Source organism: Microcoleus sp. BM001215392, from assembly GCF_036700185.1.
Lineage (GTDB): Bacteria > Cyanobacteriota > Cyanobacteriia > Cyanobacteriales > Microcoleaceae > Microcoleus.
Genome location: NZ_JAUBOJ010000007.1, coordinates 26090 through 50574, shown reverse-complemented (window position 1 = coordinate 50574; position 24485 = coordinate 26090). Strand labels below are relative to the sequence as shown.

General features: G+C 44.4%; 26 protein-coding genes. 14 read left to right on the top strand and 12 right to left on the bottom strand.

Annotated elements, in window-relative coordinates:
* Nucleotides 1-37: 37 nt before the first annotated feature.
* Both QT974_RS01855 and QT974_RS01850 read right to left on the bottom strand, forming a co-directional pair.
* Nucleotides 38-325: a hypothetical protein gene (locus tag QT974_RS01855; RefSeq protein ID WP_333466827.1), complete on the bottom strand. Its 288-nt coding sequence runs from the start codon at nt 323-325 to the stop codon at nt 38-40.
* Between the two features lie 287 nt (nt 326-612).
* Nucleotides 613-810 (bottom strand): hypothetical protein, encoded by a 198-nt coding sequence (locus QT974_RS01850; protein WP_333466826.1) that lies wholly within the window; start codon nt 808-810, stop codon nt 613-615.
* A gap of 371 nt (nt 811-1181) precedes the next feature.
* Here QT974_RS01850 and QT974_RS01845 point away from each other — a divergent pair, with 371 nt between their 5' ends.
* Complete coding sequence (locus QT974_RS01845) at nt 1182-2381, top strand: ISAs1 family transposase (RefSeq protein ID WP_333268788.1); 1200 nt, start codon at nt 1182-1184, stop codon at nt 2379-2381.
* Nucleotides 2382-2635: 254 nt separating this feature from the next.
* Entirely contained in the window at nt 2636-2773 is a 138-nt protein-coding gene (locus QT974_RS01840) for a hypothetical protein (protein ID WP_333466825.1), read from the top strand.
* A gap of 118 nt (nt 2774-2891) precedes the next feature.
* Here QT974_RS01840 and QT974_RS01835 read toward each other — a convergent pair whose 3' ends face one another.
* From QT974_RS01835 to QT974_RS01810, 6 genes are all read right to left on the bottom strand, one after another.
* Nucleotides 2892-4034 carry an IS4 family transposase gene (locus QT974_RS01835; protein WP_333466824.1) on the bottom strand — a complete coding sequence of 381 codons (1143 nt, stop codon included), beginning with the start codon at nt 4032-4034 and terminating at the stop codon, nt 2892-2894.
* Between the two features lie 435 nt (nt 4035-4469).
* Entirely contained in the window at nt 4470-5630 is a 1161-nt protein-coding gene (locus QT974_RS01830; protein ID WP_333466823.1) for a hypothetical protein, read from the bottom strand.
* 3 nt (nt 5631-5633) lie between these two features.
* Nucleotides 5634-6047, bottom strand: coding sequence for a hypothetical protein (locus QT974_RS01825; RefSeq protein WP_333466822.1), 414 nt, complete (start codon nt 6045-6047; stop codon nt 5634-5636).
* Nucleotides 6044-8467, bottom strand: coding sequence for a hypothetical protein (locus QT974_RS01820; protein ID WP_333466821.1), 2424 nt, complete (start codon nt 8465-8467; stop codon nt 6044-6046). The genes QT974_RS01825 and QT974_RS01820 overlap by 4 nt, the downstream gene beginning before the upstream one ends.
* Entirely contained in the window at nt 8464-9423 is a 960-nt protein-coding gene (locus tag QT974_RS01815) for a PD-(D/E)XK nuclease family protein (protein ID WP_333466820.1), read from the bottom strand. Before QT974_RS01815 ends, QT974_RS01820 begins: the two co-directional genes overlap by 4 nt.
* A 171-nt stretch (nt 9424-9594) precedes the next feature.
* Nucleotides 9595-9867: a hypothetical protein gene (locus QT974_RS01810; protein ID WP_333466819.1), complete on the bottom strand. Its 273-nt coding sequence runs from the start codon at nt 9865-9867 to the stop codon at nt 9595-9597.
* Nucleotides 9868-10094: 227 nt separating this feature from the next.
* Here QT974_RS01810 and QT974_RS01805 point away from each other — a divergent pair, with 227 nt between their 5' ends.
* The gene (locus QT974_RS01805; protein ID WP_333466818.1) at nt 10095-10469 is read left to right on the top strand and encodes a YnfA family protein; all 375 of its coding nucleotides are present in this window, start codon (nt 10095-10097) and stop codon (nt 10467-10469) included.
* Here the strand turns inward: QT974_RS01805 and QT974_RS01800 are convergent.
* On the bottom strand, nt 10466-12907 hold the full coding sequence (locus QT974_RS01800; RefSeq protein ID WP_333466817.1) for a heavy metal translocating P-type ATPase: 2442 nt from the start codon (nt 12905-12907) through the stop codon (nt 10466-10468). The two genes, QT974_RS01805 and QT974_RS01800, sit on opposite strands and share 4 nt — an antisense overlap.
* Before the next feature lie 143 nt (nt 12908-13050).
* On the opposite strand from QT974_RS01800, the gene QT974_RS01795 reads away from it, so the two are divergent.
* From QT974_RS01795 to QT974_RS34700, 3 genes are all read left to right on the top strand, one after another.
* A complete protein-coding gene (locus QT974_RS01795; RefSeq protein ID WP_333371309.1) occupies nt 13051-13395 on the top strand; it encodes an ArsR/SmtB family transcription factor in 345 nt (114 codons plus the stop codon).
* A gap of 61 nt (nt 13396-13456) precedes the next feature.
* Nucleotides 13457-13771: a vitamin K epoxide reductase family protein gene (locus tag QT974_RS01790; protein ID WP_333466816.1), complete on the top strand. Its 315-nt coding sequence runs from the start codon at nt 13457-13459 to the stop codon at nt 13769-13771.
* Between the two features lie 148 nt (nt 13772-13919).
* Nucleotides 13920-14114, top strand: coding sequence for a hypothetical protein (locus tag QT974_RS34700; RefSeq protein WP_442933141.1), 195 nt, complete (start codon nt 13920-13922; stop codon nt 14112-14114).
* A gap of 237 nt (nt 14115-14351) precedes the next feature.
* Here QT974_RS34700 and QT974_RS01780 read toward each other — a convergent pair whose 3' ends face one another.
* Complete coding sequence (locus tag QT974_RS01780) at nt 14352-15929, bottom strand: hypothetical protein (RefSeq protein ID WP_333466815.1); 1578 nt, start codon at nt 15927-15929, stop codon at nt 14352-14354.
* 368 nt (nt 15930-16297) lie between these two features.
* Here QT974_RS01780 and QT974_RS01775 point away from each other — a divergent pair, with 368 nt between their 5' ends.
* The 3 genes from QT974_RS01775 to QT974_RS01765 all read left to right on the top strand — a co-directional run bounded on the left by QT974_RS01775 (nt 16298) and on the right by QT974_RS01765 (nt 18995).
* On the top strand, nt 16298-16924 hold the full coding sequence (locus QT974_RS01775) for a hypothetical protein (RefSeq protein WP_333374356.1): 627 nt from the start codon (nt 16298-16300) through the stop codon (nt 16922-16924).
* 393 nt (nt 16925-17317) lie between these two features.
* Nucleotides 17318-18079 carry a ParA family protein gene (locus tag QT974_RS01770; protein WP_333200689.1) on the top strand — a complete coding sequence of 254 codons (762 nt, stop codon included), beginning with the start codon at nt 17318-17320 and terminating at the stop codon, nt 18077-18079.
* Nucleotides 18069-18995 carry a ParB/RepB/Spo0J family partition protein gene (locus QT974_RS01765; RefSeq protein WP_333466814.1) on the top strand — a complete coding sequence of 309 codons (927 nt, stop codon included), beginning with the start codon at nt 18069-18071 and terminating at the stop codon, nt 18993-18995. The genes QT974_RS01770 and QT974_RS01765 overlap by 11 nt, the downstream gene beginning before the upstream one ends.
* A gap of 362 nt (nt 18996-19357) precedes the next feature.
* On the opposite strand, the gene QT974_RS01760 is transcribed toward QT974_RS01765, so the two are convergent.
* Nucleotides 19358-19573 (bottom strand): hypothetical protein, encoded by a 216-nt coding sequence (locus tag QT974_RS01760; RefSeq protein ID WP_333466813.1) that lies wholly within the window; start codon nt 19571-19573, stop codon nt 19358-19360.
* A gap of 55 nt (nt 19574-19628) precedes the next feature.
* Between QT974_RS01760 and QT974_RS01755 the strand changes: the two genes are divergently transcribed.
* The 3 genes from QT974_RS01755 to QT974_RS01745 all read left to right on the top strand — a co-directional run bounded on the left by QT974_RS01755 (nt 19629) and on the right by QT974_RS01745 (nt 22097).
* Complete coding sequence (locus QT974_RS01755; protein ID WP_333466812.1) at nt 19629-20192, top strand: hypothetical protein; 564 nt, start codon at nt 19629-19631, stop codon at nt 20190-20192.
* The gene (locus QT974_RS01750; protein ID WP_333466811.1) at nt 20189-21268 is read left to right on the top strand and encodes a hybrid sensor histidine kinase/response regulator; all 1080 of its coding nucleotides are present in this window, start codon (nt 20189-20191) and stop codon (nt 21266-21268) included. Before QT974_RS01755 ends, QT974_RS01750 begins: the two co-directional genes overlap by 4 nt.
* 94 nt (nt 21269-21362) lie before the next feature.
* The gene (locus QT974_RS01745) at nt 21363-22097 is read left to right on the top strand and encodes a response regulator transcription factor (RefSeq protein WP_333466810.1); all 735 of its coding nucleotides are present in this window, start codon (nt 21363-21365) and stop codon (nt 22095-22097) included.
* 213 nt (nt 22098-22310) lie between these two features.
* Here QT974_RS01745 and QT974_RS01740 read toward each other — a convergent pair whose 3' ends face one another.
* Nucleotides 22311-22997 (bottom strand): MFS transporter, encoded by a 687-nt coding sequence (locus QT974_RS01740; RefSeq protein WP_333466809.1) that lies wholly within the window; start codon nt 22995-22997, stop codon nt 22311-22313.
* 303 nt (nt 22998-23300) lie between these two features.
* Between QT974_RS01740 and QT974_RS01735 the strand changes: the two genes are divergently transcribed.
* Together QT974_RS01735 and QT974_RS01730 are read left to right on the top strand one after the other, a co-directional pair.
* Nucleotides 23301-23576, top strand: coding sequence for a thioredoxin family protein (locus QT974_RS01735; protein ID WP_333341771.1), 276 nt, complete (start codon nt 23301-23303; stop codon nt 23574-23576).
* Nucleotides 23577-23583: 7 nt separating this feature from the next.
* Nucleotides 23584-24126 (top strand): heavy metal-responsive transcriptional regulator, encoded by a 543-nt coding sequence (locus QT974_RS01730; RefSeq protein WP_333466808.1) that lies wholly within the window; start codon nt 23584-23586, stop codon nt 24124-24126.
* Nucleotides 24127-24485: the final 359 nt, after the last annotated feature.

The following is a 24485-nucleotide window of genomic DNA, read 5'->3' as shown; positions in this document are numbered from 1 at the left end:
GCTCTGTTAAGTAAATTCAATTCAAAATTATCAGCAGCTAATCAACTTCAACGCTGCCTTGATTCTCCCACAGAAATTCTGCCAATAAGCGAAGATCTTCAACGGTGGGCTTATACTCACAAGCTACGAACCATGCTTCGGTTAAAGTAGCCCCTTGTTCGGAAGTCTCAGGTTTTTGGCGCAAAGCGGCGAGGAAATTGCTTGTGGTGCGGGCCCCGGCCGGGTCAATCCCCAGCCTGAGCAGTTGTAGTTCTAACGCGGTATAGATGCTGCTGGCGAGGATGTCGGCATAGTCGGTATCTAACAAATCCAGTTGTTCATTCAATGGGCGGGTCAGTCATTTGTCACGCTTCAACTTCTAGGGAGGGTTCCTCTATTCCACCACAACATCCACTCGAAGCGATCGCCTCTGGAATCAGAATTCTACTTCTCCATCAGATTTACCCTGCCCGAAATTCATGGAGTTTGTCCTTTGGTTATAAGGAGTGGCCGGAGGGTCTTCGGGGGCTGGTTTCTTCAGACTTCGCTCACCTGACTTTTGTCTATGGGATGTCTTGTCTTCGTTGGAGTTAGATTGCTGATTCTGTGCGTCAGACATTGAAAAGCTCCAGCTTATAACATTGAAAGTACAGAAGCTAAGATAACACTACCTGTTGCACAAAAGGCGGCAACACATAACGTATGGATTGCCCGATCTGCCACCTTAGCTTTTTGATCTCGCAACATCTCAAGCTCCTTTAAGGCTTCTATCCAGGTTTTAGTAATAATTAATCGGCAGTCCTCATCAGAATCGTAGTAGTTTTCTTTCATCAACAGGTCGGGTGGGGTCATGCCTCCCGCAGCTCTAGGTCGAAATCCAATAACGCTTAGATATATTGTTAGAGCTAGGAAAACGCATACTACAATCTTTAGCCACAAGCAGCAATAGCAGATATACTGATGACCTGGACTAGCTATAAATGCTTGGTTAGGTAGGTTGATCGAAAAAATGATTGAGGTGGCACTAAAAGCCAAAATAGAACTCAATTTTGTATTGAGTGCATTAATACTATCATTAGTAAGTTTAAGTCGATACTCGGTGTAGCTACAGGGTAAACGCATCTTAACTGGAACCCAAAATATGCTACAGTTAAATCCGACTAAATTTCAATGTAGTTTGTTGTAGTTTATGAGTGCTACCAATGGCAAGAGGTTTTAGTAAAGCTGTAACTTCCCAACAAAAACAAACAGATTCATTGCCTTCAATGAATATTTTAAATGCCAGTTTTTTAGAGCATTTTGCCAATTTGAAAGACCCCAGAATAGAAAGAAGTAAAGAACACTTACTCAAAGATATTATAGCGATTGCGATTCTAGCTATCATTAGCGGTGCCGACGGATGGGTGGCAATAGAAGCCTATGGTAATGCCAAATATGAATGGTTAAAAAGCTTTCTAGAATTACCGAATGGCATACCATCTCATGACACATTTAGTCGGGTATTTGCCCGAATTGAACCACAACAGTTTCAAGAATGCTTTTTGAGTTGGGTAAATGCCATAGTCGGGGAATTAGAACTAAACGCGATTGCCATTGATGGCAAAACAATGAAACAATCTTATGACCGAAATGACCAGCAAAAAGCGCTACATATAGTTACCGCCTGGTCTTCATCTCATCAATTGGTTTTAGGACAAAAAAAAGTCGATAAAAAATCCAATGAGCTGACAGCAATTCCGGAATTAATAGAAATGTTAGAAATTGCCGGAAGTGTAATAACTATAGATGCTATGGGGTGTCAAAAAAATATAACATCTCTGATTATCAAGAAAAAAGGAGAGTATGTTTTAGCTTTAAAAGGGAATCAAAAACTCCTCTATCAAGCTGTGAAAGAGTGGTTTGAAGTAGCTAAAAAATCAGATTATTTAGGCAGAGACTACAGTTATTATGAGCAAGTAGAAGCTGGACATCATCGAGTGGAAAAAAGACAAGTTTGGACTGTTGATGTATCCGAGTTACCACCTCTGCACAGTCAAGAATTATGGACGGGATTAAAAACAGTTGTCATGATAGTTAGTGAACGAAGGCTGTGGAATAAAACCACGACTGAAGCTCGTTTTTATTTGAGTAGTTTAAGCAGTAATGCTGAGATAATTGCTGGGGCTATCCGCAGTCATTGGGGCATTGAAAATAGCTTACATTGGACGCTTGATGTTACATTTTGTGAAGATGAAAGCCGGATTCGGAAACAGAACTCTCCCGAAAATTTTGCACTTCTACGTCGCTTGGCTATAAATTTACTAAAACAAGAAAAAACTTCCAAACAAAGTCTAAAAATGAAACGGTATCGAGCGGCAATGGACAATAATTATTTAGTGCAAATTTTAAATTCTGCCAGTTAATGCTCGAAATCTAACACCTATCTAAGAAGGAAAATTATCCGGCTTTAAGAAGTTTAGAAAATCTTAAGGTTCTGATTTAATTTGCTTAAATGTGGTTAAAGTCAATGATTTTTAAAAGTTTTTTTTAGTTATTTAGTAATGCACAAATTTAGGTGTTTGTCAAATTAATTTAGATGCGTTTACCCTGGGTGTAGCTATATATTAAGCTAATATTTGTAGGTTCGCTTTGTTCATTTTCTATTTGGAAATTATCCATGTCCGATCCTCAACAAGAACCACCTAAGCCACAACGACAGAAAAAAGGTGCTCCCGACGAGCCTCCTGCTACCCTTCCACAACACAAAACAGTTTCTAGGAAAGATGGTGCAGATCGCGCCGGGAAGCTTCCCTAGTAAAGGGAAACGGCGCAGAGCGATCGCCACACCCTGACCCTCCTAAAACCCCAATTATCGCATTCAACCACCCCCCCCTGGGTTTTTTAGTGTGTGACTTCAGGGGGCGACAACGAAGCTAAAGTGGTTGTCCTATAAGCTTTATAGCTTTTAGTCCCCTCTGATAAAATGACTGCTTATTGCGAACTAATCCCATCATAGATTCCACCCACTCCCAACAGCATTCATTGGCAATTAACCAATTTTCGCCATACAAACCAATCCAAAACTTGCTATGTCTTTTTCTATTTCTACCGGGGTCTTGAGGACGACACACATATTTTTCCTGTTGTTGAAGCTGAGTTCTTTTACCTCGAAGCCAGGCTGCTGTCATTGCCATAGCTATTAAAATTATCAAAGCAATTAATTTCTCAGGTGATGCTTGACAACCCTCCAGATTGTATCCTCCAGTCTTACAGTCTTTAAACATTGCTTCAATGCCGTAACGTTGACTGTAAATCTCGATCGCACTTTTTAAATCCGGTAGATTAGTTAACAGATACCAAGGTTCATCTTCTTGCTGACCCCGATATTTTCTTTTCCAGGAAGCAGCTAGGTTAAAGCGAGAAAAACCTTTCTTTTTAGTGCAACTAATTTTTGGATAGAAGAGATGAATTCCTGGCTTTACGGGTATAGTATCGATCGATTGGAATGCCTGTCTTTTTTCTCGGAAAGTTGTGTTTCCTTTTTGACGCAAGACAAAGCTCAGACGCTGGCGGTGCAGCCACTGTGCTAATTCTATGCTGTGAAATTCGCGGTCGCCGAGCGCGATTAATTTATATCTTTTCAGCAGCCGAATAACTGGACGCAATACTTGTTGCTGTTCGGTAAGATTGGAAGCCCCTTGTTTATCTAGCAGCGTCCAGAATAGGGGAAACGCTCTTTTTTGAACGAGCGCACTTACCATTAAAACATTATACTCCTTCCATTGGGTTCTATCCAATGCAAGGACTAATTGACTCCCGACCGCGATTTGACGAGATATCACCTGTTTCACGATCGGGAACCAGAGTACAAGTATGCTGAGGGCTTTAATCTGTAAAAATCGTTGTATGTGACGGCGGCGACTACTTTGTAAGATCGGCAATGGTAGAGTGGCAGCTAATCTTTCAATTCTAACTTGTTTTTGAGACTGTAACAACCATACTAGCATCTGGAGGGTAAGTAATTGTGCTGGTGTGAGATATTTTTCGAGGATTTCATGATAGAATGATGGTAACATTTATTAATTGGGGTCTTGTGGTATTAGCGAGATCCTTCTTTTTTATCACAACTTGGTATTCTTTTCCCTCGGGAGATATTTTTGTCAATAAGCAGAATTTTTTTTGACGGGTCTATCGCACGAAAACCCTAGCCCGTCAGGCTTCGGGGGTGCTTGTCGCCCCCTGAATTGGCGACTTCTCGAATGAAATAGCAAGCACTTCAAACCCTTATCGGGTAAGAATTTGAAGTGCTACCTTGCCCTTTGCGACAACTTCGCTATTTCGCTCGCCTGACTGGGAGTAGCGATGGGGTACGCATTTCTTTACATTGCGTCCTCGAACAGTCTGTATTTGGGCTTTACCCCTATTCACTTGTACACTAAGTTTTACGAGAAGTATAAGTAGAAATCATCAAAAAGTTCTCTTTTAGAAAACTGCCTTTAACTACAGCTATGTTAATCACAAAATCCCAATATTTTAAATGCTTTAGCTTCCCAAGCTTCATAGCACTCTGGACAAGTCAGGAGAATATGAGCTGCCCAATTGAGAAGATCTTCTAGCGAGGCATCTAGCGGAATTTCATGAATTTGACCGTTGTCTGGTAACGAAACTTCATAACGATGGGAATTTGGCATAAAATTCTCAATATTATCAATAGCTACTTTTACTATACGGTCTAATAAAGCCTCTGAACATATCAAGTTGAAATTATATTCTTGGGTATAAGCTTTTTTGTAGTTCTCCCAGGCGCGACGTATTGTAATTACACTCCGTTCGTTTTGTTGGTTAGGAGTCAGTGTTTTATAGCAAGCATATACTCGTGCTGACAAAGGTGGATGTTCGTCCCCAAAATCAACATCGAATGGGTCGTGACCAGACCGAAGCCCCATATCGACACATGAGATGTAGTGAGCCGCTCCACAAGCGAAAGTGCCGAAAATGTCACAGAAAATTTCATTCAATCTCTTTGTATTCCAATATTGCACAGCTTGGTCTAATTGTTGATTACGTTCAATTTTTCGCTCAGGAGTTATTGGTCCAGACTTCTGGCGCAACTCATTGAAATATAAGTAAATCTCGGTACCGAGATTCTCAGCAATTTCGTGAATTTTCTGGAAAACATCATGTCCCAGCTCATGATAAAGTCCTGGCATTTCCAACAGTGAAACTGCCAGTTGTGGTGGTGCAAAAATCAATGGAGCCTCCGGTGGATTTGGAAGAGTAGCAAGTTGTCCATTCAGATTTACAGCAATATCCTTGAGCCAAAAAAGACCGCATCGCTTTGCACTCAAGAGAAGAAGTTTTCTTAAAGCTAAATCAGCTTGATTTTCCTTCTGAAGCGCGGGTAGATAATAGTAGTTAAAGAGCAATATAGAGTATTCAATGTCATGAACAATCGGAAGTGCTCTCTGAAGCAGTCTAGAAGAACCAATTTTTACAATCGACTGAAGGTCTTTGTGAAGAGTTTGTGTAGTTTTTAGCTTCTGTTGGAGATAATTTATTAACCATTGATATTCTACTTTTTTACTTGCAAGAGCCTGAAGCTCTTTATCAATGCGACACAAGACGACTGCGTATTCAGCCGTCTTGGCTTTGAGATACTCCAAATTTGCCATAGTTTATCGGAAATAAAGGCGCTGGATACCTTCAACAAACTCGCTATCTAAAAGTGAGAGAATGTCTTCTAAAATTGGCATATCTGCATCTCTTAGTTGCTCGGAAGTTTGTAATTTGTTAGCAAGTTCTTTGAGATCCTGTTGCCAGTCTTCCAGAGGCTTCTTGTGATTCTTGATCCGATAGACCAGCACCTGAATATCTGTCGGGGTAGCTTTACTTTCTCCTAGTGCTGCTTCCAAACGACTGACAAAATTGTGAAGGATCTGTCGGCTGCTCAATACATCTTCCTCTGAAAAACCTAGGTCCGCAGTTTTACCCAAAGCTTCAGCCTCTAGCGCCAGTAGAGCTGAGTTCAGTTCGCGGAGCAGTTGCTGCTCGCGCTCGAGATGTCCAGATACGAACCCTAATTTGCTCATAAGTTCGCTTCCTCCTTATTAAGGATTGTATCATCCAAATCATCAGATTCAATTTCTTGTAACTCTTCTTCATCTTCCTCCTCAATTTCTGGATGGAACGTTTCGCGCAGAGCTAGATCCGTCCACCGTATGGTTACTGGAAGTGCAATCTCGATATTTGGCGCGTTCCAATTTAGGTGTGTAAGATAATACGCATCTTCTGCAATCTCTTGGATGTTGAAGTTGCCAATGGTTTCCACAACTTCCAAGAGCAAATTGTTGGCTGTTTTACCGCGCGAACTATCCCATGTTCCAGGTCTACCCGTAGTGGTTAGGATAATTCTTTGTGAATCTAAAATCAAGTAAGTCCCAAACAGCGTATTTTGCAGAAATTCTCGGCTATTTTCCTCTACCACAGTAAACAAACGTACAGGTAAGTGACTCTTACGAATTTCTACGACGGCACAGCGAAAATCTTCTGGTAAAATACCCTCCTTTTTCAGACGTGCTACCGTTTCTTGGAGCGCTAAGCTTTCACTAGGCCACCACCGACCATCCCGATGAATAATAATGCTTTTAATTTGATGACCATCTTGAACGATAGACCGAATAGTTTCCTCAAGACGCTTGCGTAACTCTGGCTTCTTGATAGCTTCGTGCATTCGCCCTTTTACGGTAGAGTTCCCGAAGTGTTGCTGGATTAGCCTTCCACCTGTTCCGTAGAGAAAATGATATCCAACTTTGCCAAACAGCAAATCGATACCAATGTGCAAATCGTGATGTAACGGATCTGCTATAACCCAGGGCTGGATACCAGCTTCAGTTGATACCGCTAGAGCTAGATTCTGTAACTGACTCGCAGCCAGTTGAGAATTGTGTTTCCTTGCAATGTTGCAAACTACTCTTTCAGTCACGCATTGGGACAGAACGGGGCTGAGAGCTTCCTTCAATTCACCATGTACGGTTTCTAAGAAATTATCCCATAGAACAATAATTGCTAAAGATTTAGAATTGTTCGATCGTACCTCTGCCAGCATACGAAGCAACGAGCTTCCCCTACGTTCGTGGCGCCCAATTTGATAGGATCGTTGCTGGACAATCAGAGGAGATTGTCCTGTCTGTTGTTTAATTTCATGCTGTAAGTCTTGCACAAAAGTCTCGCGAGTAGGCCTCTCAAGTATTTGTGGATATAACAGAATTAAGTTAGGAATAGGCTCATTGTGGTATGCTCCATTTCTATAAAGTGTTGTTAGCTTACTTGATGCCCAACCCACAATCAACTTATCGAATAGCTGATTTGTCTTAGGAGGAACTGAACCTTTAGGAAACGGCTTATGAATTTCACCCTTTCCAAATTCTAAGCGCGGAGGGAGAAAAATGCTTCTTTCTTTTTTTAAGTAAGACTGCTGAATGGAAACTGATATATCTTCATATTTTACGTCAGACAGTTCGTTAAGGAAGGTTGAGATAGTATTGACTCGTTCGTCTGGAGCCATCTGAGAACGAATTGAGCATTTCCGAATTCCTTCATATTCTGTTGTGAAAATAGGAAAAAGACGCGAAATAGGTACTGCTATAGATGTTTCTTTTGCCCGATCTTGTACAAGAATTGCTGCTTCCTTGGGATGAACTGTGATGTTTGGATAGCGGGAACAATAGTATTCGTATATAGTTTTTTCTGGCAAATCAAAAGTATACTCATTGATAGTTTTTTCTGTATTTCCTGTGTAACGACACGGAATTTTTATAACATTATTATCACGTAGAAAATAAGCCCTTTCATCAGCTCGAATGCTTAAATCCATGTGTTTCTGTAAAATATTCTGTTTTTCCTCCTCCGCATACTCCTGTAGAGATTTTTTGCTAACGTATCTCGTTCGTATATCAGCCGCCAAGTGAATTCCGCCATTTTGCAATAAAACAACACCAAATTTTAGCCCGCGGTAAGCATTGATAATATCTCTTTCTACTCCTTCGTTCTCAGGAACTTGACGAAAAAATAATTTCCAATCTGAGCGCCAAAATTTATCTTCTAAAGCCTGAAATTTATCTGTAAAAGGTCTTTCCAACATTCGACACACCAGCTCTCTCTCACTTCCCACAGCTTCTTCAATAGTTACTTCAAAGGTCTTATCTGTCACTTCTATGTGATAGACCTTATCAGGTACATCTGTGATTTCTATAATATTCCCTACAGAAGGGCTACTTCCATCAGGAATTAGAAATCCCGTTCCATCAAAACGTGTGGTAGGGTAAACGGGACAGCGCAATTCTTCACGCCATAACCTGTCTGCCCACCGCTGAATTCTGATAGATTTGTTATTATCTTGCGGTACTTTATCTAGCACTTTCAATAAACGAAAGCGGTAACGTATCTTTTCAAGACCAAGTAAGGGATATAGTGTGGCTGCAAGGTGTAGGGTTGGTTCTAATTTATTCATACTTCAAGCACTCTTTGGCAAAGTTTTTTAAAGTGGCATTGCTGACAAATTCCAACTGAGTTAGCAAAATCAAAATCTCCTAAACTAAAGTTTAATTCATCATCATTATTGCTAAAGCGCTGAACGTAAGCAATACTACGACGGATCGAGGAAAGCGTATATTCCCGTTGTTCTAGATCCATTGTAAATGTCTCATGTTTTACCGGATCACTTCCAAAATAAACTACGTGAGCCTCAATACTTTCTAAAGGATACTGTAAAGTCAAGTGAGGCCAAAGTTGGTACACACTTATTTGGAACTCCGCTTGCGAATTTCGCCCTGATAGTCTTGATGAAGAATTCCCTGTTTTCCAATCGAAAATCGTGAATTTTTTATCGGCAGTAACCAAGGCGAGATCTACTTTAGCGATAACTTGGACATTATCAATTACAAAACCGGGTGCGTGAGAACCGTAGATATCAGGTTCAATCCAGATTTGCTTTGCACTTTGAACTTTTTTTATAAGATCGGTCTGTTCTACCCAAGCAGTAAATCGGTTAACTAATGCTTCGATAAACTGGAGTATTACCTGAGAGTTTTTACCTGAGAGTTCCAGGTCATATTCATGTTCAAACAGTGCTAATCCACCAGTTTTGTCAATTAACTGAGGAGTCTCGCGAAAACTTCTACTCTCAGAAAATGCCCATTCTTTCTCTACCTTATTTTTTAAGCTCCTAAGCCATGTTTTTGATAGCAAAGAGTCTCTCCGTTGAATACGCTTGAGGGAGTTAGCAACTACAGAATGGAAAATATTTCCCTGCCACATGGGGATATTGGTTAGCTTTTTTAAAAAGCCTATTTCCTTTAGCGTAGTATCTCGGCTGTTAATTCTAGCAGGTGCAAGATAATCGAAATAGTATTGTCGTTCACAAGTATTTAGAACTTGAGCGCGACTAACCGACCAGTTATTTTTCAATTTTTATACCCCCTTTTTTAATCAATAGCTCTTGTGTTAATGAATAGTACGGTTGTTTCCTATTCTTACTGTACACCGTTGCGACCATCGCCTCAAACCGCATCATTCATCCACCCGCAAGCCGAACAATCCCAATGCATCGCAGGCGTTTCATATTGGGGATAAGTCATTTCACACCGGGGACACCGGCCAGTAAATAGTGGATGCGTGTCCAGCAGCTCTAACTGTTGCAAGGCGTGTCCACCGCTGCCGGGGTTGCAGGATAAGTTCGCCGTTGTAGTAGCTTGCACCTTCGGGTTCCCATAGTTCCTCCGGCGGGGCGTCGGGGTTTTCTTGAAAGTCAATGCAAATATTAGTGTTAGGGCCTGTGGGATGCACGGCACAGACTAAGTAAGGATTGCGCGCGTAGAGGAGACAGCGATCGCACTCATGGATCTTAGGCATGGGGGCGCGTTGGGGTTTTGGTTTAGTTTGCCTCAAAAACGGGGTTGGTGATCGCAAAGGGGTGGTTGTTACAAAACTTTACATCCTGTCCTATTTTGCACTTATCTCGGCTTTATCCCATCAACAGTGCTACACGCAGGTAGAGTTTCATTAGTTGCTCTCTTGTGCCGGGTTTTGCATTCAACAATCTTCTACAGTTTGGTTTGGCTTAATTTGGGGATTGATGGTTGCAACTGCTACACCCCACTCAGTTCAAAGTTCTACTGTGTAATATGGTTATTCTGCGATCGCTACTTTATTTTGTCATGGCGGGCTTGTTTGAAATCGGGGGTGGATACCTGGTTTGGTTGTGGGTACGGGAAGGCAAAAGTGGCTGGCTGGCATTGGGTGGGGCAATTTTACTCACTGCCTATGGATTTGTGGCAACGCTTCAACCTGCAAACTTAGGACGAGCCTATGCCGCCTATGCTGGGATTTTCATCATCCTATCTATCATCTGGGGATGGAAAGTGGACAAGATGATACCCGATCGCATGGACTGGCTCGGAACAGCGATCACTTTGGCTGGTGTTTTGGTCATCATGTACGCCCCCAGAGCTTAATTCCATTCATTGACTTTACTCTGAAATAAACGCATAGCATTGAGTGTTACGAGCAAGGAAGACCCCATATCTTCAAAGACGGCGATTGGCAGTCCAATGATTCCAAAAACGCCTAAAACGATAAACGTCGCATTCAAAATTAAGGCAACTGCAATACTTTGTTGAATGACCGATAGGGTTCGACGACTCAGTTGAATCGCATAGGCTAATCGCCTTAAGTCATTTCCGACCAGCACGACATCAGCCACTTCTAATGCGACGTCAATTTTACCGACAGCGAAGCTAACATCAGCAGCAGCCAAGGCAGGTGTATCGTTGATGCCGTCTCCAACCATGCCGACAACACCAGAGCGACGCAATTTGTAAATCGCTTGCAATTTATCTTCGGGGAGTAGTTCAGCCTGATACTCTTCAATCCCAACTTGCTGAGCAACCTGTCGTGCGATTTCTGCTCGATCGCCCGTCAGCATGACGAGCCGTTTCAGCCCCATCTGTTTCAACAACCGCATGGCTTCTGTAGATTCAAGCCGTAGTCCATCTGCAAGCGCGATCGCCCCCACCAATCCCTGTCGTGTTCCAATTAACACGGGAGTTTGCCCTTGAGATTCAATTTTTGCCAGGAGCGATTGAGCGACGGCTGAAAGTTCAATGTCTTGTTCTTCAAACAATCGACGATTGCCCACAAAGTAGATTACCAGTCCAAATTTTGCCCAAATTCCTTTGCCAGGAATAGCAGTAAAGGATTCTGGAGACTCTAGCTCCAATCCTTGAGCCGTTGCCTCAGCGACAATCGCTTTTGCCAACGGATGTTCTGATTGTTGCTCTAACGAGGCAGCGATCATCAAGATCGTGCGATCGCTCATCGCTCCCAGATTGTGTACCTTCTGCACCACAGGCAGCCCTTGAGTAATTGTGCCTGTCTTGTCAAAGGTTAATGTTGTGAGCCGTCCCGCAGTTTCTAACGCATTTCCACCTTTGAAGAGCACTCCTTTACGAGTGGCGGCTCCGATCGCACTAATGAGCGAAACAGGCGTCGCAATCACCAGAGCGCAGGGGCAAGCAATGACCAGCAACACCAGAGCTTTGTAGAACCAGGGCTGAAAGGGCTGAGCAAACAGGAGCGGGGGAACGAGTGTAATGCCAGCCGCAAGAATCAGGACAATTGGAGTATAGATGGCAGAGAAGCGATCGACCCATTGCTGAATTGGCGCACGGCTCTCTTGTGCCTCTTCCACCAGATGAACAATCCGAGCAACGGTTGTATCTTTGGACGTGTGTGTTACCTCCACTTCTAGAAACCCTGTTTGGTTTAAGGTTCCTGCAAATACTTGATCTCCTTTTTCCTTATTCTCTGGCAACGACTCTCCAGTAATCGGAGACTGATCTACTGCACTGACACCAGAGATGACAACACCATCGAGCGCAATTCGTTGTCCGGGGCGAATCGTCAGAACCTCGGCTACCTGAACACTTTCCACTGAAACAGAAACTTCTTGCCCATTGCGCTTGACTGTTGCGGTTGCAGGAGTCAGATCCATCAAGTCTCGAATCGCATTGCGGGTGCGACCAAGTGTGAAATTTTGTAGTGCTGTTCCCAGCGCAAAGAGGAAAATGACGAGTGCGCCCTGAAACCACTGACCGAGAATAGCTGCCCCAATTGCGGCTAAAGTCATCAGCAGGTTCATGTCGGCTCGACGGAGTTTGAGCGCAATCCAGGCAGCTCGTAAAATGGGCACAATGGCAATGACTAAACTGATTGCATAAAACCCCTGAGCCACTAGCGACAGTAGCAATGAACGCTCTGCAATCAAGCCTAAGAGCAAGCCAATGCCACTAAAAACAACCGTTTGCCCTCGACGGGTTTTTAACCAGAACTGCCATCCGGTTAGGTCAGACTGGCGCGATCGCGAATCAGTCGCAGGTTGATCGGTTGAAGTTGGTATATCGTCGGTTCTGTCAAAGTTTCTGTCTGCTTCGACTGTGTATCCTAAGCTCGTCACCCGCTGAATGATGTCAGTTTTGCTAACTTGTTGCGGGTTGTAAGTCACCTTTAATCGTTCTGAAGCAAAATTAACCGTTGCCTCAGCGATTCCAGGTAACTGCTGTAGATTGGCGACAATGGTCTTGGCACAACCACCACAGTCCATGCCACCGACATGGGCTTGGAGGGTTTGAGTCGAGGGGAGTTGAACTGGAGGAGACTGATTTGGCATGGGGTTAAGGGTGTAGCCCAATGCGATGACGCGATCGCGAATGGTGACCTCATTCACTTGCTGGGCGTCGTAAGTTACGTTCAGCCGTTCTGTCGCAAAACTGACCTTCGCTTCAGCGACTCCGGGAAGTTGCTGCAACGTTGCTTCGATCGTCTTGGCACAACCGCCGCAGTCCATTCCACCAATTTGTGCCTGTAAGGTTTTCAGTGCTGAAGCTGAGTTCATTTTCGCAGCCCTTCAAAAATGTGTTCTGGTTGAGATAGACATATCAGTGCTGACTGATGTGTAATACATTAGCGATTACTGATATATTATTAATGTATCAGCAATTGCTAATATGTTAGGGTCTAAAGCCTACCAATCAGCAAATGACTACCTGCACTCAAACGGCGGACTTGAAGGCAAAGCTCTTTCAAGGGTTTTCTGACTCCTCTCGTTTGTCTATCCTCAATACCTTGCGGAGCGGCCCATTAACAGTGAGCGAAATTGTTCAACAAACGGGGCTTAACCAATCAAACGTGTCTAATCATCTCAGTTGTCTGCGCTGTTGCGACCTGGTTGTACGCGAGCAACAGGGTCGATTTGTGTACTACGAGCTTGCTGATAGGAGAATTGCAACGCTTTTAGATTTAGCGGATGAACTGCTGGCAGACGTAGCCAAAGGCGTTCGTCAATGCTCTCACTATGAGCCGTCAACAACTAGATTGAGCTAGTGTTCAATCGACTGAAGCCAATTGCTTGCTCAATATCCACGTTATTCTTTGTTTCGTAACCATGAGACGTAAACGTTCTACCCCCTGGATTCATCGCTGGTCACGTCCCTTGATGGCAGGAATTGCGTCAATTGGGGCAGCCGTGACGGCTTATCTGACCTATAGCAAGTTAGCTGGTAACGAAGCAGCTTGTCCGACTGGAGGTTGTGATATTGTCCTCTCCAGTCCTTATGCAACGGTGTTTGGGCAACCTCTGGCTCTATTTGGTTTTCTCGCCTATGTCAGCATGATCGTGTTTGCGATCGCTCCTCTACTGGTGCGATCGCCAGAGCAAAAGCAGTTTCGGGAGAAACTAGATACATGGACTGGGCTGTAAATGGCGTAAATTTAATCGCATTTTTAGGGATAATACTCAAGAAAAGCGCTTTATAAAAGAAATAAATTTTGGCAAAAAAGGATATCGAAGATATTGGGAAGTTACCACAGACCCAGAAACTTTACCGGCCAACTCTACTTGGTATGTGATGACAGAAATCCCCGACCTTAGCTACAAAGATGTCGGGAATTTATACGGTTGCAGAAATTGGGTAGAATATGCCCTGAAAATGAGCAAAAATGAATTGGGATGGGCGGCTTTTCGTCTGAATCGTTATGAAAGCATTGAGAAATGCTGGGAAATGGCAGAAATCAAGATTTTTGATAAAAGTATTATGCTCTAAGCATCCCGGATTATTTTCTGCCGAAAGTGACAGAAGAGGGGTATTTCCGATTCCGCAATTATCTTTGGGATTTCCTCGGCTGATTTCTTTGATGAATTTCTTTCCCAGTCCTATTACTAAAAAGACTTTTACCCCTGATTTCCTATTTTCCTCTGCTTAAAGTGACAGAAGAGCGTAAAAAATTAGGTTCTTATTTTTATTTTCCCATAGTGACAAAAGAGGGGTATTTCCAGGAATTCAGCCCCCTAAACCACTTTGACTATCTGGTTTTGCTCGCTCATAATCCCTACTCCTCGCCTCTATCCGATCTAGCTCTTCTGCAACCACTGCCCAAAAATCAATATCTTCAGAGGAAATACCCTGAGCTAAAACCACATCTTCTCCGCGAACCTTGATTAACTCCCCTCGGACAGAAACAGTCAGAGAAGACACCGAAACCCCTTCCGACTCTCCCACGATAAGATCGTACAAATCTCCTACCCGAACGCGAGTGTACTCGTCAGTCTCTTCCACGCGATCGGGAGCACGATCGAGTAAATACTCAAAAGCTCTTTGAGCCGTTGGCAGGATAGACTCAGCCATTTTTACCTGCTGAATATCCATTGTCTGTGCTGGCGGTACTGAATCAGGAATAAAATCGCCTGCTGGCGGGTTCGGAATTATCGGCTCTAACCAATTAGAGAATATAGCCAAATTCTCTGAGTTTTCTTTAACAGTTGTACCCAATACCTCTGCATCGCCATAAGATAGAGCGCTTTGCACTTCACCCTCTAAAGTAATTCGCAGTACGATGTGGCTGTCTCTATCTGAAATCACCCTGATTGTTTCACCCTCCTCTAAAAATGCTGTCCAATCTTCTATAACTTTGCGTTTCCCTAGCTTCAACTGTTGGCAGCCATCTAATAAAGTCCTAGAGAGCAAATTCTCTAGCTCTAAACGCTCTTCTTCTGGCAGCTTTACTACCTCTTCTGTAAACTGTTCTCGTACTCCCTCTTCACTTTCATTCTGGTATTTCAAAATAGCCGGATTGCTTAAAGCAAGAGGTACGATTAGTTCGCTAGAATCAGAGCGATCGCTCTTCAACTCTTGCTCCTGTTCAGCTTCTAAAGTTCCTGTTTTTGTCGATCGCGAATCAGCTTCATCACCCTCTCCTTCACTGCCCAGCGTCCCAACTTGATTGTCGCCATCTATTTGGGACAGCTCGACAAGCAAATTTTGTTTTGGTTGCCAATCTTGCCTTTTTGAGGAAGATAAGCCTTTAAGCTCAAGAACTCGGCGCTCCCAATCTTTGTTTAATTCGATGAAATTGGCTGCATTAGTTTTTACCAGACTGATTTGAGCATAGGCATATTTCTCACCTGCCAAGGACAGGGCAAAATCAATAGCAGCAAGGCAGCCGTGATAGAAATCTTGAGTCTCGCCGATGCAGATGCAATCTTTTATAACAAGTTCGCAATCGGTTTGTCTTCCAATTTGTCTGAGTTGAGAAATGGAGCTAGCCGGCAACCTACAAATGGATAGCTTACAATCGCCTTCTACTGAACTCGAACTTAGAGGTTGATGGGGTAAGTTATCTTCTCCATCATTGATAAAAGTTGCTATTTTAGCTTCTAAAAGGCTAAGCGTTTGTACTCCGCTTTCTTCGTCTATTAATTTAACTCCCAGATCCAATCCTGCAAGTAATCCCTGGTAAAAATCTTGGGTTTCTCCAGCTATTGCTCGATCAGTTGCTATCTTCTCAAAAAAAGCCAGCCCTATTTGTTTTAGCCTCAAAATATACTCAGGGGAAAATCTCTGTATGGTGTCTAAAAACATAAGTATTCCGCCATCTAAAAGCGCGTCGATCTTTTAGCAATCAACCTATCATGCGCTGTTGTCGTTCTCAGTACACCTTCAGTTGTAACTAACTTTAGTTCTCAAGGCACAGAACATTAAAGCGGTACTTGTTGTATCAAAAAGTAGTCGAACAAATGCCTATTGCTGTGGCTAGCTGGAATTAGAACAAACAACAACCACTCGGACGATAGTTTTTGCATCTGAATCGCGTTTGAATAGTCCGCCAGAGTAATTTTGCCAATGACTTTTGAGGCGGGAAATTAGGAAGGACGGCGGATTTAGTTTACAGCCTTTAGCTTTTAGCTTAAATAAGTAACTTTTACTGTCAACAGGAGAACGGCGTTCCCATGCAGTTTGACCATCAACACAGCTCTCGACAGCCTGTACCGGCAGATCCGCTGCGACACAGCAGGAGACACATACTAGCATCCGTCCTATTGCTACTGGACAGCGATCGCGCCCTTGCCGATTGGTCTCTTCCCCAACTACCTCACGTATCAGGATTTACCTACAAAGGAAATCGCTTTCTCGTAGCTACGCTCAAAGAGGTTGAGCAGATAGTTTGGGGATGGATCGAGAATAATTTATGGGCAGTAAGCAATACTGAGGAAGATATTGACTTGCTACTCCAGCACTTGCAAATTTCCCCATCTCTAATTGAAGCACTCAATGGACAAGCTACTCTCAATTACCTTCGGACTGTTCATCCTAGAAAATTCTGCCAGCTTCTGTCTCCGGCCATAGCCAATCCCACCCAGTTCGTGCAAGCTCTGTTTGAGAACCGCAGCAGACCGGGACTGGTTAAACGCGCCATTTGTGAGTCAGCCCAGTTCTCGCCTCTGGCTTGGACAGAAGTGGAACGGGCGGGATATCTCATTTACTGCATTGTTAATCAACCAGAGGTACTTCCTGGCTCAATCAAACTAACAATCAACTATCCTTACCCTTATAAGCCAATGAAGCAGCGAGCTTAGGAGTTTACAGAACGAGCGAAAAATTAGGTTCTCAAGTAGATAACTCTCGCCCCCCTGAAGGCTTTTCGACCGTGAGCTCAGTCAAACTGCTCTCACCGTCGAAGTCTCAGCCGAATGGGGTGGGTTTGCGGCGCGGTTAAATTCTATGACTCTTGCTAATTGTCAAACCAGGGGAAAAATAAAAAAATCTCGAATGCGCCTTTAAAAATATCACCTTAACATGAGACTATAACTATAAGTTTTTCTACAAAACGGTCAGGGAATAGGGTTTATGCAAAAAGTGCAGATATCCCCAGACTTCAACAAAAATGCAAATATGCTTACAGTTTTAACCGCCACCTCCTTTTGCACTCCGTTTTGGAACTATGGTGGCACGCTACCGGAGGGCAATTCATGACAAAGATAATCTCGCTGTTCAACCAAGCCGGCGGTGTGGGGAAAACCACGATCGCGCTCAATCTCGGCTACCACCTCTCCTTACGAGGCCACAAGGTTCTTCTCATCGATATCGATCCTCAAGGTTCTCTAACGCTCTTCATGGGGGTTGACTCTCAGAATTTGGATAAAACTGTGTTTGATGCCATTGTCAATGAGGAACCTCTTTCCATCCACACGGGCATTCACGGTATGGATTTGGCTCCTACCAACATCAACCTCAGCGCGGCGGAAATTCAACTGGTTAACATGGATTTTCGGGAAGTTCGCCTCAGAGATGCGATCGCCCCAATTCAAGACAACTACGATTTCATCCTCATAGATTGCCCTCCCAGTTTAGGGTTGCTCAGCTATATCAGCCTGGTAGCCGCTACTCACGTCTTAGTCCCCGTTGAGACTCACTACAAAGCCTTTGAGGGCACCAACCTCCTGTTGCAAACCGTAGCGAGAATCAGAAAGAAAGGAAACCGCTCTTTGCAGATAGCTGGTTTTGTTCCCTCTCGCTATGCTGCTGCCAACTCTCAGGACAAGCGGACTCTCAAAGCCATAAACGAGCAGTTTACGACCTTTGGCCCTGTTTACGCTCCCATCCCGCGAATAACTGCTTTCGCGGATGCTTCCGAAAAACAAGTCCCGCTTGCTGTTTACGAACCTAAAAATCCCGTCGTCAAAATATTAGACCAGCTATCCGCCAAGATGGAGAAACTCAATGTCAAGTAAGAATGACCAGCCCTATAAAGGTAAGGCCAATTTGAGCGTTTTGTTTGGAGATGATGAAGTAGCAGAACCAACGGCAGAAAAACAGCTCTCGATTGAGTCGATCGAGCTTCCATCCTCTCAACCTCGTCGATACTTCGACTCCCAAGCTATGCAGGCTTTGGTGGAGTCAGTAAAAACTGATGGAATTCTCCAACCTCTGTTAGTCCGTCCTTTGGGAGAGGAAAAATACGAGCTAGTAGCAGGCGAAAGGCGGTATAGAGCTGCAAAAGAAGTGGGATTGACAGAAGTCCCCGTTATCATTCGGGACTTGACACAACAGCAAGCTCTGCGCGTCGCATTAGTTGAGAATCTCCAGCGCGAAGACCTCAACCCAGTCGAAGAAACGGAGGGGATATTGCAACTGCTCTCCCATCACCTTGAATACGATCTAGAAGAGGTAGTACGGTTGCTCTACCGGATGCAAAATGACGTACAGAGGATGAATGATAACGTTATCATTCATCATGAAATGCAAATAGTTGTCAAGGTTTTTAGCGAATTGGGGCGGATGTCATGGGAGTCTTTCGTCAGCAATAGACTGGGACTGCTGAAGCTGCCGTCAGACATCCAAGAAGCCCTCCGCCGAGGTCAGATCGAGTATACCAAGGCGCGAGCGATCGCCAAAGTTAAAGACGAGCAGGCTAGAAAGTCGCTTCTGGAAGCGGCGATCGCTGAATGTCTATCTTTAACTCAGATTAAAGAACGCATCGCGGATTTAAAGGCAGGTACTTCGGAAGAAGAACCGGAAGAAAATCTGAAAACAAAAATAAAGGGAGTTTTAGCAAAAGCGAACAAGTCCAAAGCTTGGAGCGATCCAAAAAAGCAGAAGCGCCTCCAAAAAATTCTAATAGAGCTAGAATCCCTCTTAGTAGATTAGAAAAAACAAAGGCAATGCCGCATTCTGCCTAATCCATGCAACCGAATTCTAGAGAAGAAGTTTCGGGATTGAAGGGATGGTCGTACCCATTCAAAAACAGAAGCGATCGGACACCTCTGAGTAATTAAATATGCGACTTCTAGCGGACGCTTTCATACAGCAAACGACAACGCGGTTAGGATATTCCCTGTTCCTGAAACCATTGATTCTAGTTCGTTTTTTCCCTAGTACCTAGTATGAGATCCCCTAGTCCCTAGCTATACTTCGGGCGAGCGGCGCGATCGCGCGGAGTACAGGGCTTGATATTATTTCTGCCCTGGCTGTTGTCCGGCAAAGTTTAAGTTTTTGTCAAGGATGCTGTGTTAATCGAGAGAACATTCTTTTTTGGCGATCGGTGTGATACAGGCGATCGCGCACGGGACGGCACAACTATTTCTGTAAAAATAAAAGTCGCGCACGCTAACAATTCTAACCAAAAGTGGCAGTGAATGAGAAATTATTAGCTTTGCGACAGTGAATAAGAAATCAGCTTTTAGGTAGAATTCGATCGAGCTTGGCAGTTGATAGGTTAGAGACATAGAGATGAAACCGAAAAAAGCAAACTCAAACCCTGTTTGGCTTATGTTGACAGTTATGCCACAAAGTCACACTCTTTCAAACCACAGCCGACTTTCACCGTCGGCGAAGTATCAAACCCTGTTAGACTGTTTTTTGGCAGATTTTCAAAAGTCGCTAAATGCTTTAGCCCGCGCTTGGAACAAGTATCAGCCCAACGATTCGCTCTCAAACGACAGAAAACAAGACTTAGATTGGCTTGAAACGACGTTGCAAGAGTACAAGATTTCCATCCACACTTCAACTAGCAGGCAAGAGTTTTGGAAAGGTTGCAGGGATGGAAAAAAAAGCAGGAGAACAATTTCTGACGAAGGCTTGCCAAATGTCGCACAAACCTTACTCAACGCGACCGCGAATCCGAAAATCCCTCAAATCTACGATCTGGGGTTCCATGTTGGATGGCGGTACGCTCGTCTCAAAGACTACTTGTTGCGAATCAGAAAGCAGCGAAAGTTGGAAGAATCCAAGCAGCTTCAAGATTATCAACAGTTTTTAAGTTTTATCCGCCAAAAGGCTGACTCAGAAGATATGGACTCGTTCGTAAGCTTTGGATGGAGGCGGGAGAGAAATCCAGGGCAATGAGAGATAAACGCAGTAAAATCTTGGCGGTTGATGATACGACTGACAACTTATTTATTATGCAGGCTATCCTCTCCGAAGAAGGCTACTGCGTCAGTACAAGTTCTAGCGGACTTGATGCTTTAGCTTTAGTTGAGGAGTCGCCCCCAGATTTACTCTTGTTGGATGTAATGATGCCAGAAGTAGACGGTTACGAAGTGACTTACAGAATTCGCTCAAATCCTCAACTTCCCTTTATTCCCATCCTGTTAATTGCGGCTGACAACTCAACAACCATAGCAGATGGACTCGACTTGGGGGCTGATGATTTCGTTTGCAAGCCCATCCAGGTAAATGAGTTGCTGGCTCGCGTCCGCAGCCTCCTGCGACTCAAACACAGCATAGATGCGATGCTGGAAATGACAAAGGCACGAGAGGATTTTGTGGCTCGTCTTACCCACGACTTGCGGATTCCCCTAGTCGGCGCTGATAGAATGCTGACCCTACTCCAACGAGGGAAATTCGGTGAACTGCCCGTTCAAGCGGTAGAGGCGATCGCAACCATCGGCAGCAGTAACCAAAATTTGCTTTCGTTAGTCAATACTTTACTGGAAGTTCACCGATTTGAATCTGGTTGCAAAACTCTGGCGCGCGCCCCCTTTGACCTCAAAAAACTGGTCAAAGAAGTTGTTAAGGAACAGGAGGCTGTGGCTATTGATAAAGGACTTGTCCTAACTTTCGACGACTCTGACCCGCAACCACTACGGATTGAAGGCGATCGCCTCGAACTCCGCCGAGTCATCACCAACTTAGTGGGAAATGCCATTAAATTCACCGATTTTGGTTGTGTGAAAATCGTTGTTCGTCTAGATGCCAAGTCGGTAAATATTACCGTGGAAGACACCGGCCCCGGCATCAGAGCCTCAGAACAAGCTTCGCTGTTTGAACGATTCCGCCCCGGAAACCATGCTAGAGCAGGTTGCGGCCTGGGGCTGCACTTGTCTTGCCGGATTGTAGAAGCCCACTCTGGCAGCATTGACGTGACATCAACGGTGGGCCAAGGCAGCACATTTACTGTACGGCTTCCCATCTCGCTCTAAAAGTTTTGTTTGGATACAAAAGAGCGCATACGTTCTACCTTGGACACACCCCTGTCCCTAAAGTACAATTGTCCCTTTTTTAAACAAACCAACCATGAATAAAATTAGCGTTGCCTTAATTGAAGACCACCACCTGACAAGGGCTGGAATCAAAGCAGCTTTAGAAGACTGCGAAGAACTCGAATTTATTGGAGAAGCAGCTAACGGTCTACAAGGGATAACTTTACTGGAGAAAACCCGGCCTGATGTAGCGATCGTTGATATCGGACTACCGGGGTTGGTAGATGGGATTGAATTGACAAAAAGATTCAAAGAATACGTACAAACTTCCAAAACCCCAAGCGTAGATAACCAACCGAAAGTGTTGATTTTGACGATGCAGGATAACGAGGAATCAGTGCTGGCAGCTTTTGCAGCGGGAGCCGACTCTTACTGCATGAAAGATGTCAGTTTTGAAAAGTTAGTGGAAGCTGTTGTTGAGACAAATGCTGGCGAAAACTGGATTGATTCTTCAATTGCTAGAATCGTTTTGGCTCGCATGAATAACCCTTTCAAGGAAGCTGTTAACAAAGCCCCCATTTCCACTGTGTCAATCAATGGAGTTGAGCCAGAGTACAGTCAGTTGTTAATGGCAAACCCTTTAACAGAACGAGAAAAAGAGGTTATAGCGCTGATTGTCGAAGGTTGCAGCAATGAGGAAATCTGCAAGCAGCTATACATTTCTCTTGGTACTGTGAAAACTCATGTACGTAACATCCTCAACAAACTGTCTTGTGACGATCGCACTCAAGCTGCTGTCAGAGCCCTTCGCGCAGGTTTAGTTAACTAAACTCGCTTCAAGAGCAACCGCTTGGTAGATAATACAACAAAGACGTTCCGGCAATCTAAGCTATCTAGGCGAGGGTCGCGATTAGAGGAGGTGTAGTGCCAGTTAATGCCGACAAACCACACTTGTGGAAACCCGATATTGCCCTGTAGGTAGACTTCTATAACAATTGGTTCATGCAGTTCGCTCCCCTCGCCTACCGCGACACTCGCATTGCTACAACTCAACAAGTTGAATCCGCCCCAGCAGATTGCGGTAGCCCAAAAACACTGACTTAAAAGATGGCAAGGATCTAGAAGAGGAAGCTTTAGGCAGCGAACCAAAGCGAAGCAGAAGCCCGAAAACACCAGCCGTTACGACTGCGGTTCCGATAAACAGCATCCGCCAACCCACAAAAGGTTCTAGGATTGCACCTACGGTTGAGCCGAACGCCATGCCACCTTCCATTGCCGCAAACAGCAATCCCAATGCACGCCCGCGCTGGTTCTGAGGATATAAATCCCCAACCAGTGCGAGCGACATTGGTACAACACCACTCGCGCCCAATCCGGTTAAGAGCCGCCAGGCAATCATTTGTGAGGCAGACTGCGCTGTTGCTGTCAGGGCTGTCAAAATGATAAACGCCAGGAGCGAAGCTCGAATGACACGCCCACGTCCCAGCCGATCAGAGAGTAGACCATAAATCAGGGTCGATATGCCGTAGGCAATCATGTATGCTGGAACAATCAGACCAATTTGCTGCTCTGGAGCCTGAAAAACCTCAGCGAGTCGAGGAATGAGCGGTGCAATCATGTAGCCTTGGAAAAAGATTAGAGCGGCAGCGGCACAAAGTATCCAAAGCAAAGGTTCACGCCGCTGTGGGGTAATGCTTTGTTCACTTGTTTCGTCGGTACGTTTAGTCATAAGCTTTTCTTTTGCAACGTTATGATTAGCAATTTTTAACAGCCACTTGCTGAGGTCTGGTGTTCCTCAAAAACTCTCTTTATGAAGAATTGCATCAAATGTAAACCTTGAACCTAAGTACAATGTCAAGTCTTTTTTGAGAAAGCGCTCTATCCCACCGAACTGTTGTTTTCTGCTAATGACTGTTTCTCAACAACTCACTTTTTGCTAGATGTGTAAATAAAAAACTTTCCCAGCCCCCTTGACATTGAAGTCGGGTATAGGGTTTAGGCTAGTTTCAGAGTTCAAAAGGAGAAGTTTGAGATGGCAAAGCGTATAGTCGAAGTCTTTACGGCTGGGTGTCCTTTATGTGATGAAACCGTTAAGTTGGTGAGGGAGTTAGCCTGCCCGAACTGCGAGGTGCAGGTGTACGACCTACGCGAGGGTTGCGCTACTAATGAGTGCCGTGAGAAAGCAAACCAGTACGGCATTCACCGCGTCCCTGCTGTTGTTGTAAATGGCAAGCTTGCTGAGTGCTGCTCCAACCAGACTCCAGTATCCCGCGAAGCACTTGTGGCTGCTGGCATTGGGCAAGGATAGAGCAAGTATGGGGAAGGAAACTATCTTTCCCCATCACCACAACAAAGGAGATGGTACGAAAGTGAAACAAGGTCTATTGATAGGTGATTTGGGCAAGCAAGTAAATCTCCCCACTCAAACGATTCGCTATTACGAACGCTTGGGACTACTCAAGCCACCTGAGCGAACACAGTCACAATATCGTATCTATTCAGAAGAAGCGTTAGAACGTCTGCGGTTTATTCAAAAAGCTAAGCACTTCGGACTTTCCCTAGATGACATCAAAAAGCTCATTGACATCAGCGCCCAAGGTATTCCTCCCTGTGCAAGCCTTAAGGCAATGGTAAAGCAGCATCTAGATGAGTTGGAGTGCCGTATTGAGGAAATGGTTAAATTTCGCCAGGATTTGGCTAATCGGTATTCAAAGATTGAGGCTTTGGTTGAAGAAGAGTCAACCACACCGAACAATGTCATCTGTGGTAGCACAATCTGTCGGCTGATTGAGCAAGAAAACGATACCCCCCGAAACATTACCAGCGAAACAGTTGTTAAAGAGCGTCTTAAGCGTTGATATGCGATCGCACTCATGGATTTTGGGCATGGCGGAGGTGTTGAGGTTTTGGTTTGGTGCGATTCGTTGAAACGTGAATCACGGTAATCAACCCGTACATAACGTTTCCAGCCACAAGGCTGAACTCTCGGTCTGATAAGGGTGTAAGTCCCTTCTGCCAGACTCAGGTATGACTCCCTATCTGCCCACACCTTCCCTTGCTCGATTCTTGGAGAGTGAAGCTGGGAACAGGAGTGCGACCCGAAAAGGTTGTTTAGAAAGGGAAGCCGACTTCCCTAGCGGATTCATACCCGCTACTCTCACGGAAAAGACTCAGTGATGAGTCCAGTCACTTCCAAGTAGGTAACGAAAAAGACGGA

Excerpts from the sequence above, each read along its gene's own strand:
- QT974_RS01850 (WP_333466826.1), bottom strand. The coding sequence starts at position 810 with ATGAAAGAAAACTACTACGATTCTGATGAGGACTGCCGATTAATTATT.
- QT974_RS01845 (WP_333268788.1), top strand. The coding sequence starts at position 1,182 with ATGGCAAGAGGTTTTAGTAAAGCTGTAACTTCCCAACAAAAACAAACA.
- QT974_RS01840 (WP_333466825.1), top strand. The coding sequence starts at position 2,636 with ATGTCCGATCCTCAACAAGAACCACCTAAGCCACAACGACAGAAAAAA.
- QT974_RS01835 (WP_333466824.1), bottom strand. The coding sequence starts at position 4,034 with ATGTTACCATCATTCTATCATGAAATCCTCGAAAAATATCTCACACCA.
- QT974_RS01830 (WP_333466823.1), bottom strand. The coding sequence starts at position 5,630 with ATGGCAAATTTGGAGTATCTCAAAGCCAAGACGGCTGAATACGCAGTC.
- QT974_RS01825 (WP_333466822.1), bottom strand. The coding sequence starts at position 6,047 with ATGAGCAAATTAGGGTTCGTATCTGGACATCTCGAGCGCGAGCAGCAA.
- QT974_RS01820 (WP_333466821.1), bottom strand. The coding sequence starts at position 8,467 with ATGAATAAATTAGAACCAACCCTACACCTTGCAGCCACACTATATCCC.
- QT974_RS01810 (WP_333466819.1), bottom strand. The coding sequence starts at position 9,867 with ATGCCTAAGATCCATGAGTGCGATCGCTGTCTCCTCTACGCGCGCAAT.
- QT974_RS01800 (WP_333466817.1), bottom strand. The coding sequence starts at position 12,907 with ATGAACTCAGCTTCAGCACTGAAAACCTTACAGGCACAAATTGGTGGA.
- QT974_RS01795 (WP_333371309.1), top strand. The coding sequence starts at position 13,051 with ATGACTACCTGCACTCAAACGGCGGACTTGAAGGCAAAGCTCTTTCAA.
- QT974_RS01790 (WP_333466816.1), top strand. The coding sequence starts at position 13,457 with ATGAGACGTAAACGTTCTACCCCCTGGATTCATCGCTGGTCACGTCCC.
- QT974_RS34700 (WP_442933141.1), top strand. The coding sequence starts at position 13,920 with ATGACAGAAATCCCCGACCTTAGCTACAAAGATGTCGGGAATTTATAC.
- QT974_RS01780 (WP_333466815.1), bottom strand. The coding sequence starts at position 15,929 with ATGTTTTTAGACACCATACAGAGATTTTCCCCTGAGTATATTTTGAGG.
- QT974_RS01775 (WP_333374356.1), top strand. The coding sequence starts at position 16,298 with ATGCAGTTTGACCATCAACACAGCTCTCGACAGCCTGTACCGGCAGAT.
- QT974_RS01770 (WP_333200689.1), top strand. The coding sequence starts at position 17,318 with ATGACAAAGATAATCTCGCTGTTCAACCAAGCCGGCGGTGTGGGGAAA.
- QT974_RS01765 (WP_333466814.1), top strand. The coding sequence starts at position 18,069 with ATGTCAAGTAAGAATGACCAGCCCTATAAAGGTAAGGCCAATTTGAGC.
- QT974_RS01760 (WP_333466813.1), bottom strand. The coding sequence starts at position 19,573 with ATGTCTCTAACCTATCAACTGCCAAGCTCGATCGAATTCTACCTAAAA.
- QT974_RS01755 (WP_333466812.1), top strand. The coding sequence starts at position 19,629 with ATGCCACAAAGTCACACTCTTTCAAACCACAGCCGACTTTCACCGTCG.
- QT974_RS01750 (WP_333466811.1), top strand. The coding sequence starts at position 20,189 with ATGAGAGATAAACGCAGTAAAATCTTGGCGGTTGATGATACGACTGAC.
- QT974_RS01745 (WP_333466810.1), top strand. The coding sequence starts at position 21,363 with ATGAATAAAATTAGCGTTGCCTTAATTGAAGACCACCACCTGACAAGG.
- QT974_RS01740 (WP_333466809.1), bottom strand. The coding sequence starts at position 22,997 with ATGACTAAACGTACCGACGAAACAAGTGAACAAAGCATTACCCCACAG.
- QT974_RS01735 (WP_333341771.1), top strand. The coding sequence starts at position 23,301 with ATGGCAAAGCGTATAGTCGAAGTCTTTACGGCTGGGTGTCCTTTATGT.
- QT974_RS01730 (WP_333466808.1), top strand. The coding sequence starts at position 23,584 with ATGGGGAAGGAAACTATCTTTCCCCATCACCACAACAAAGGAGATGGT.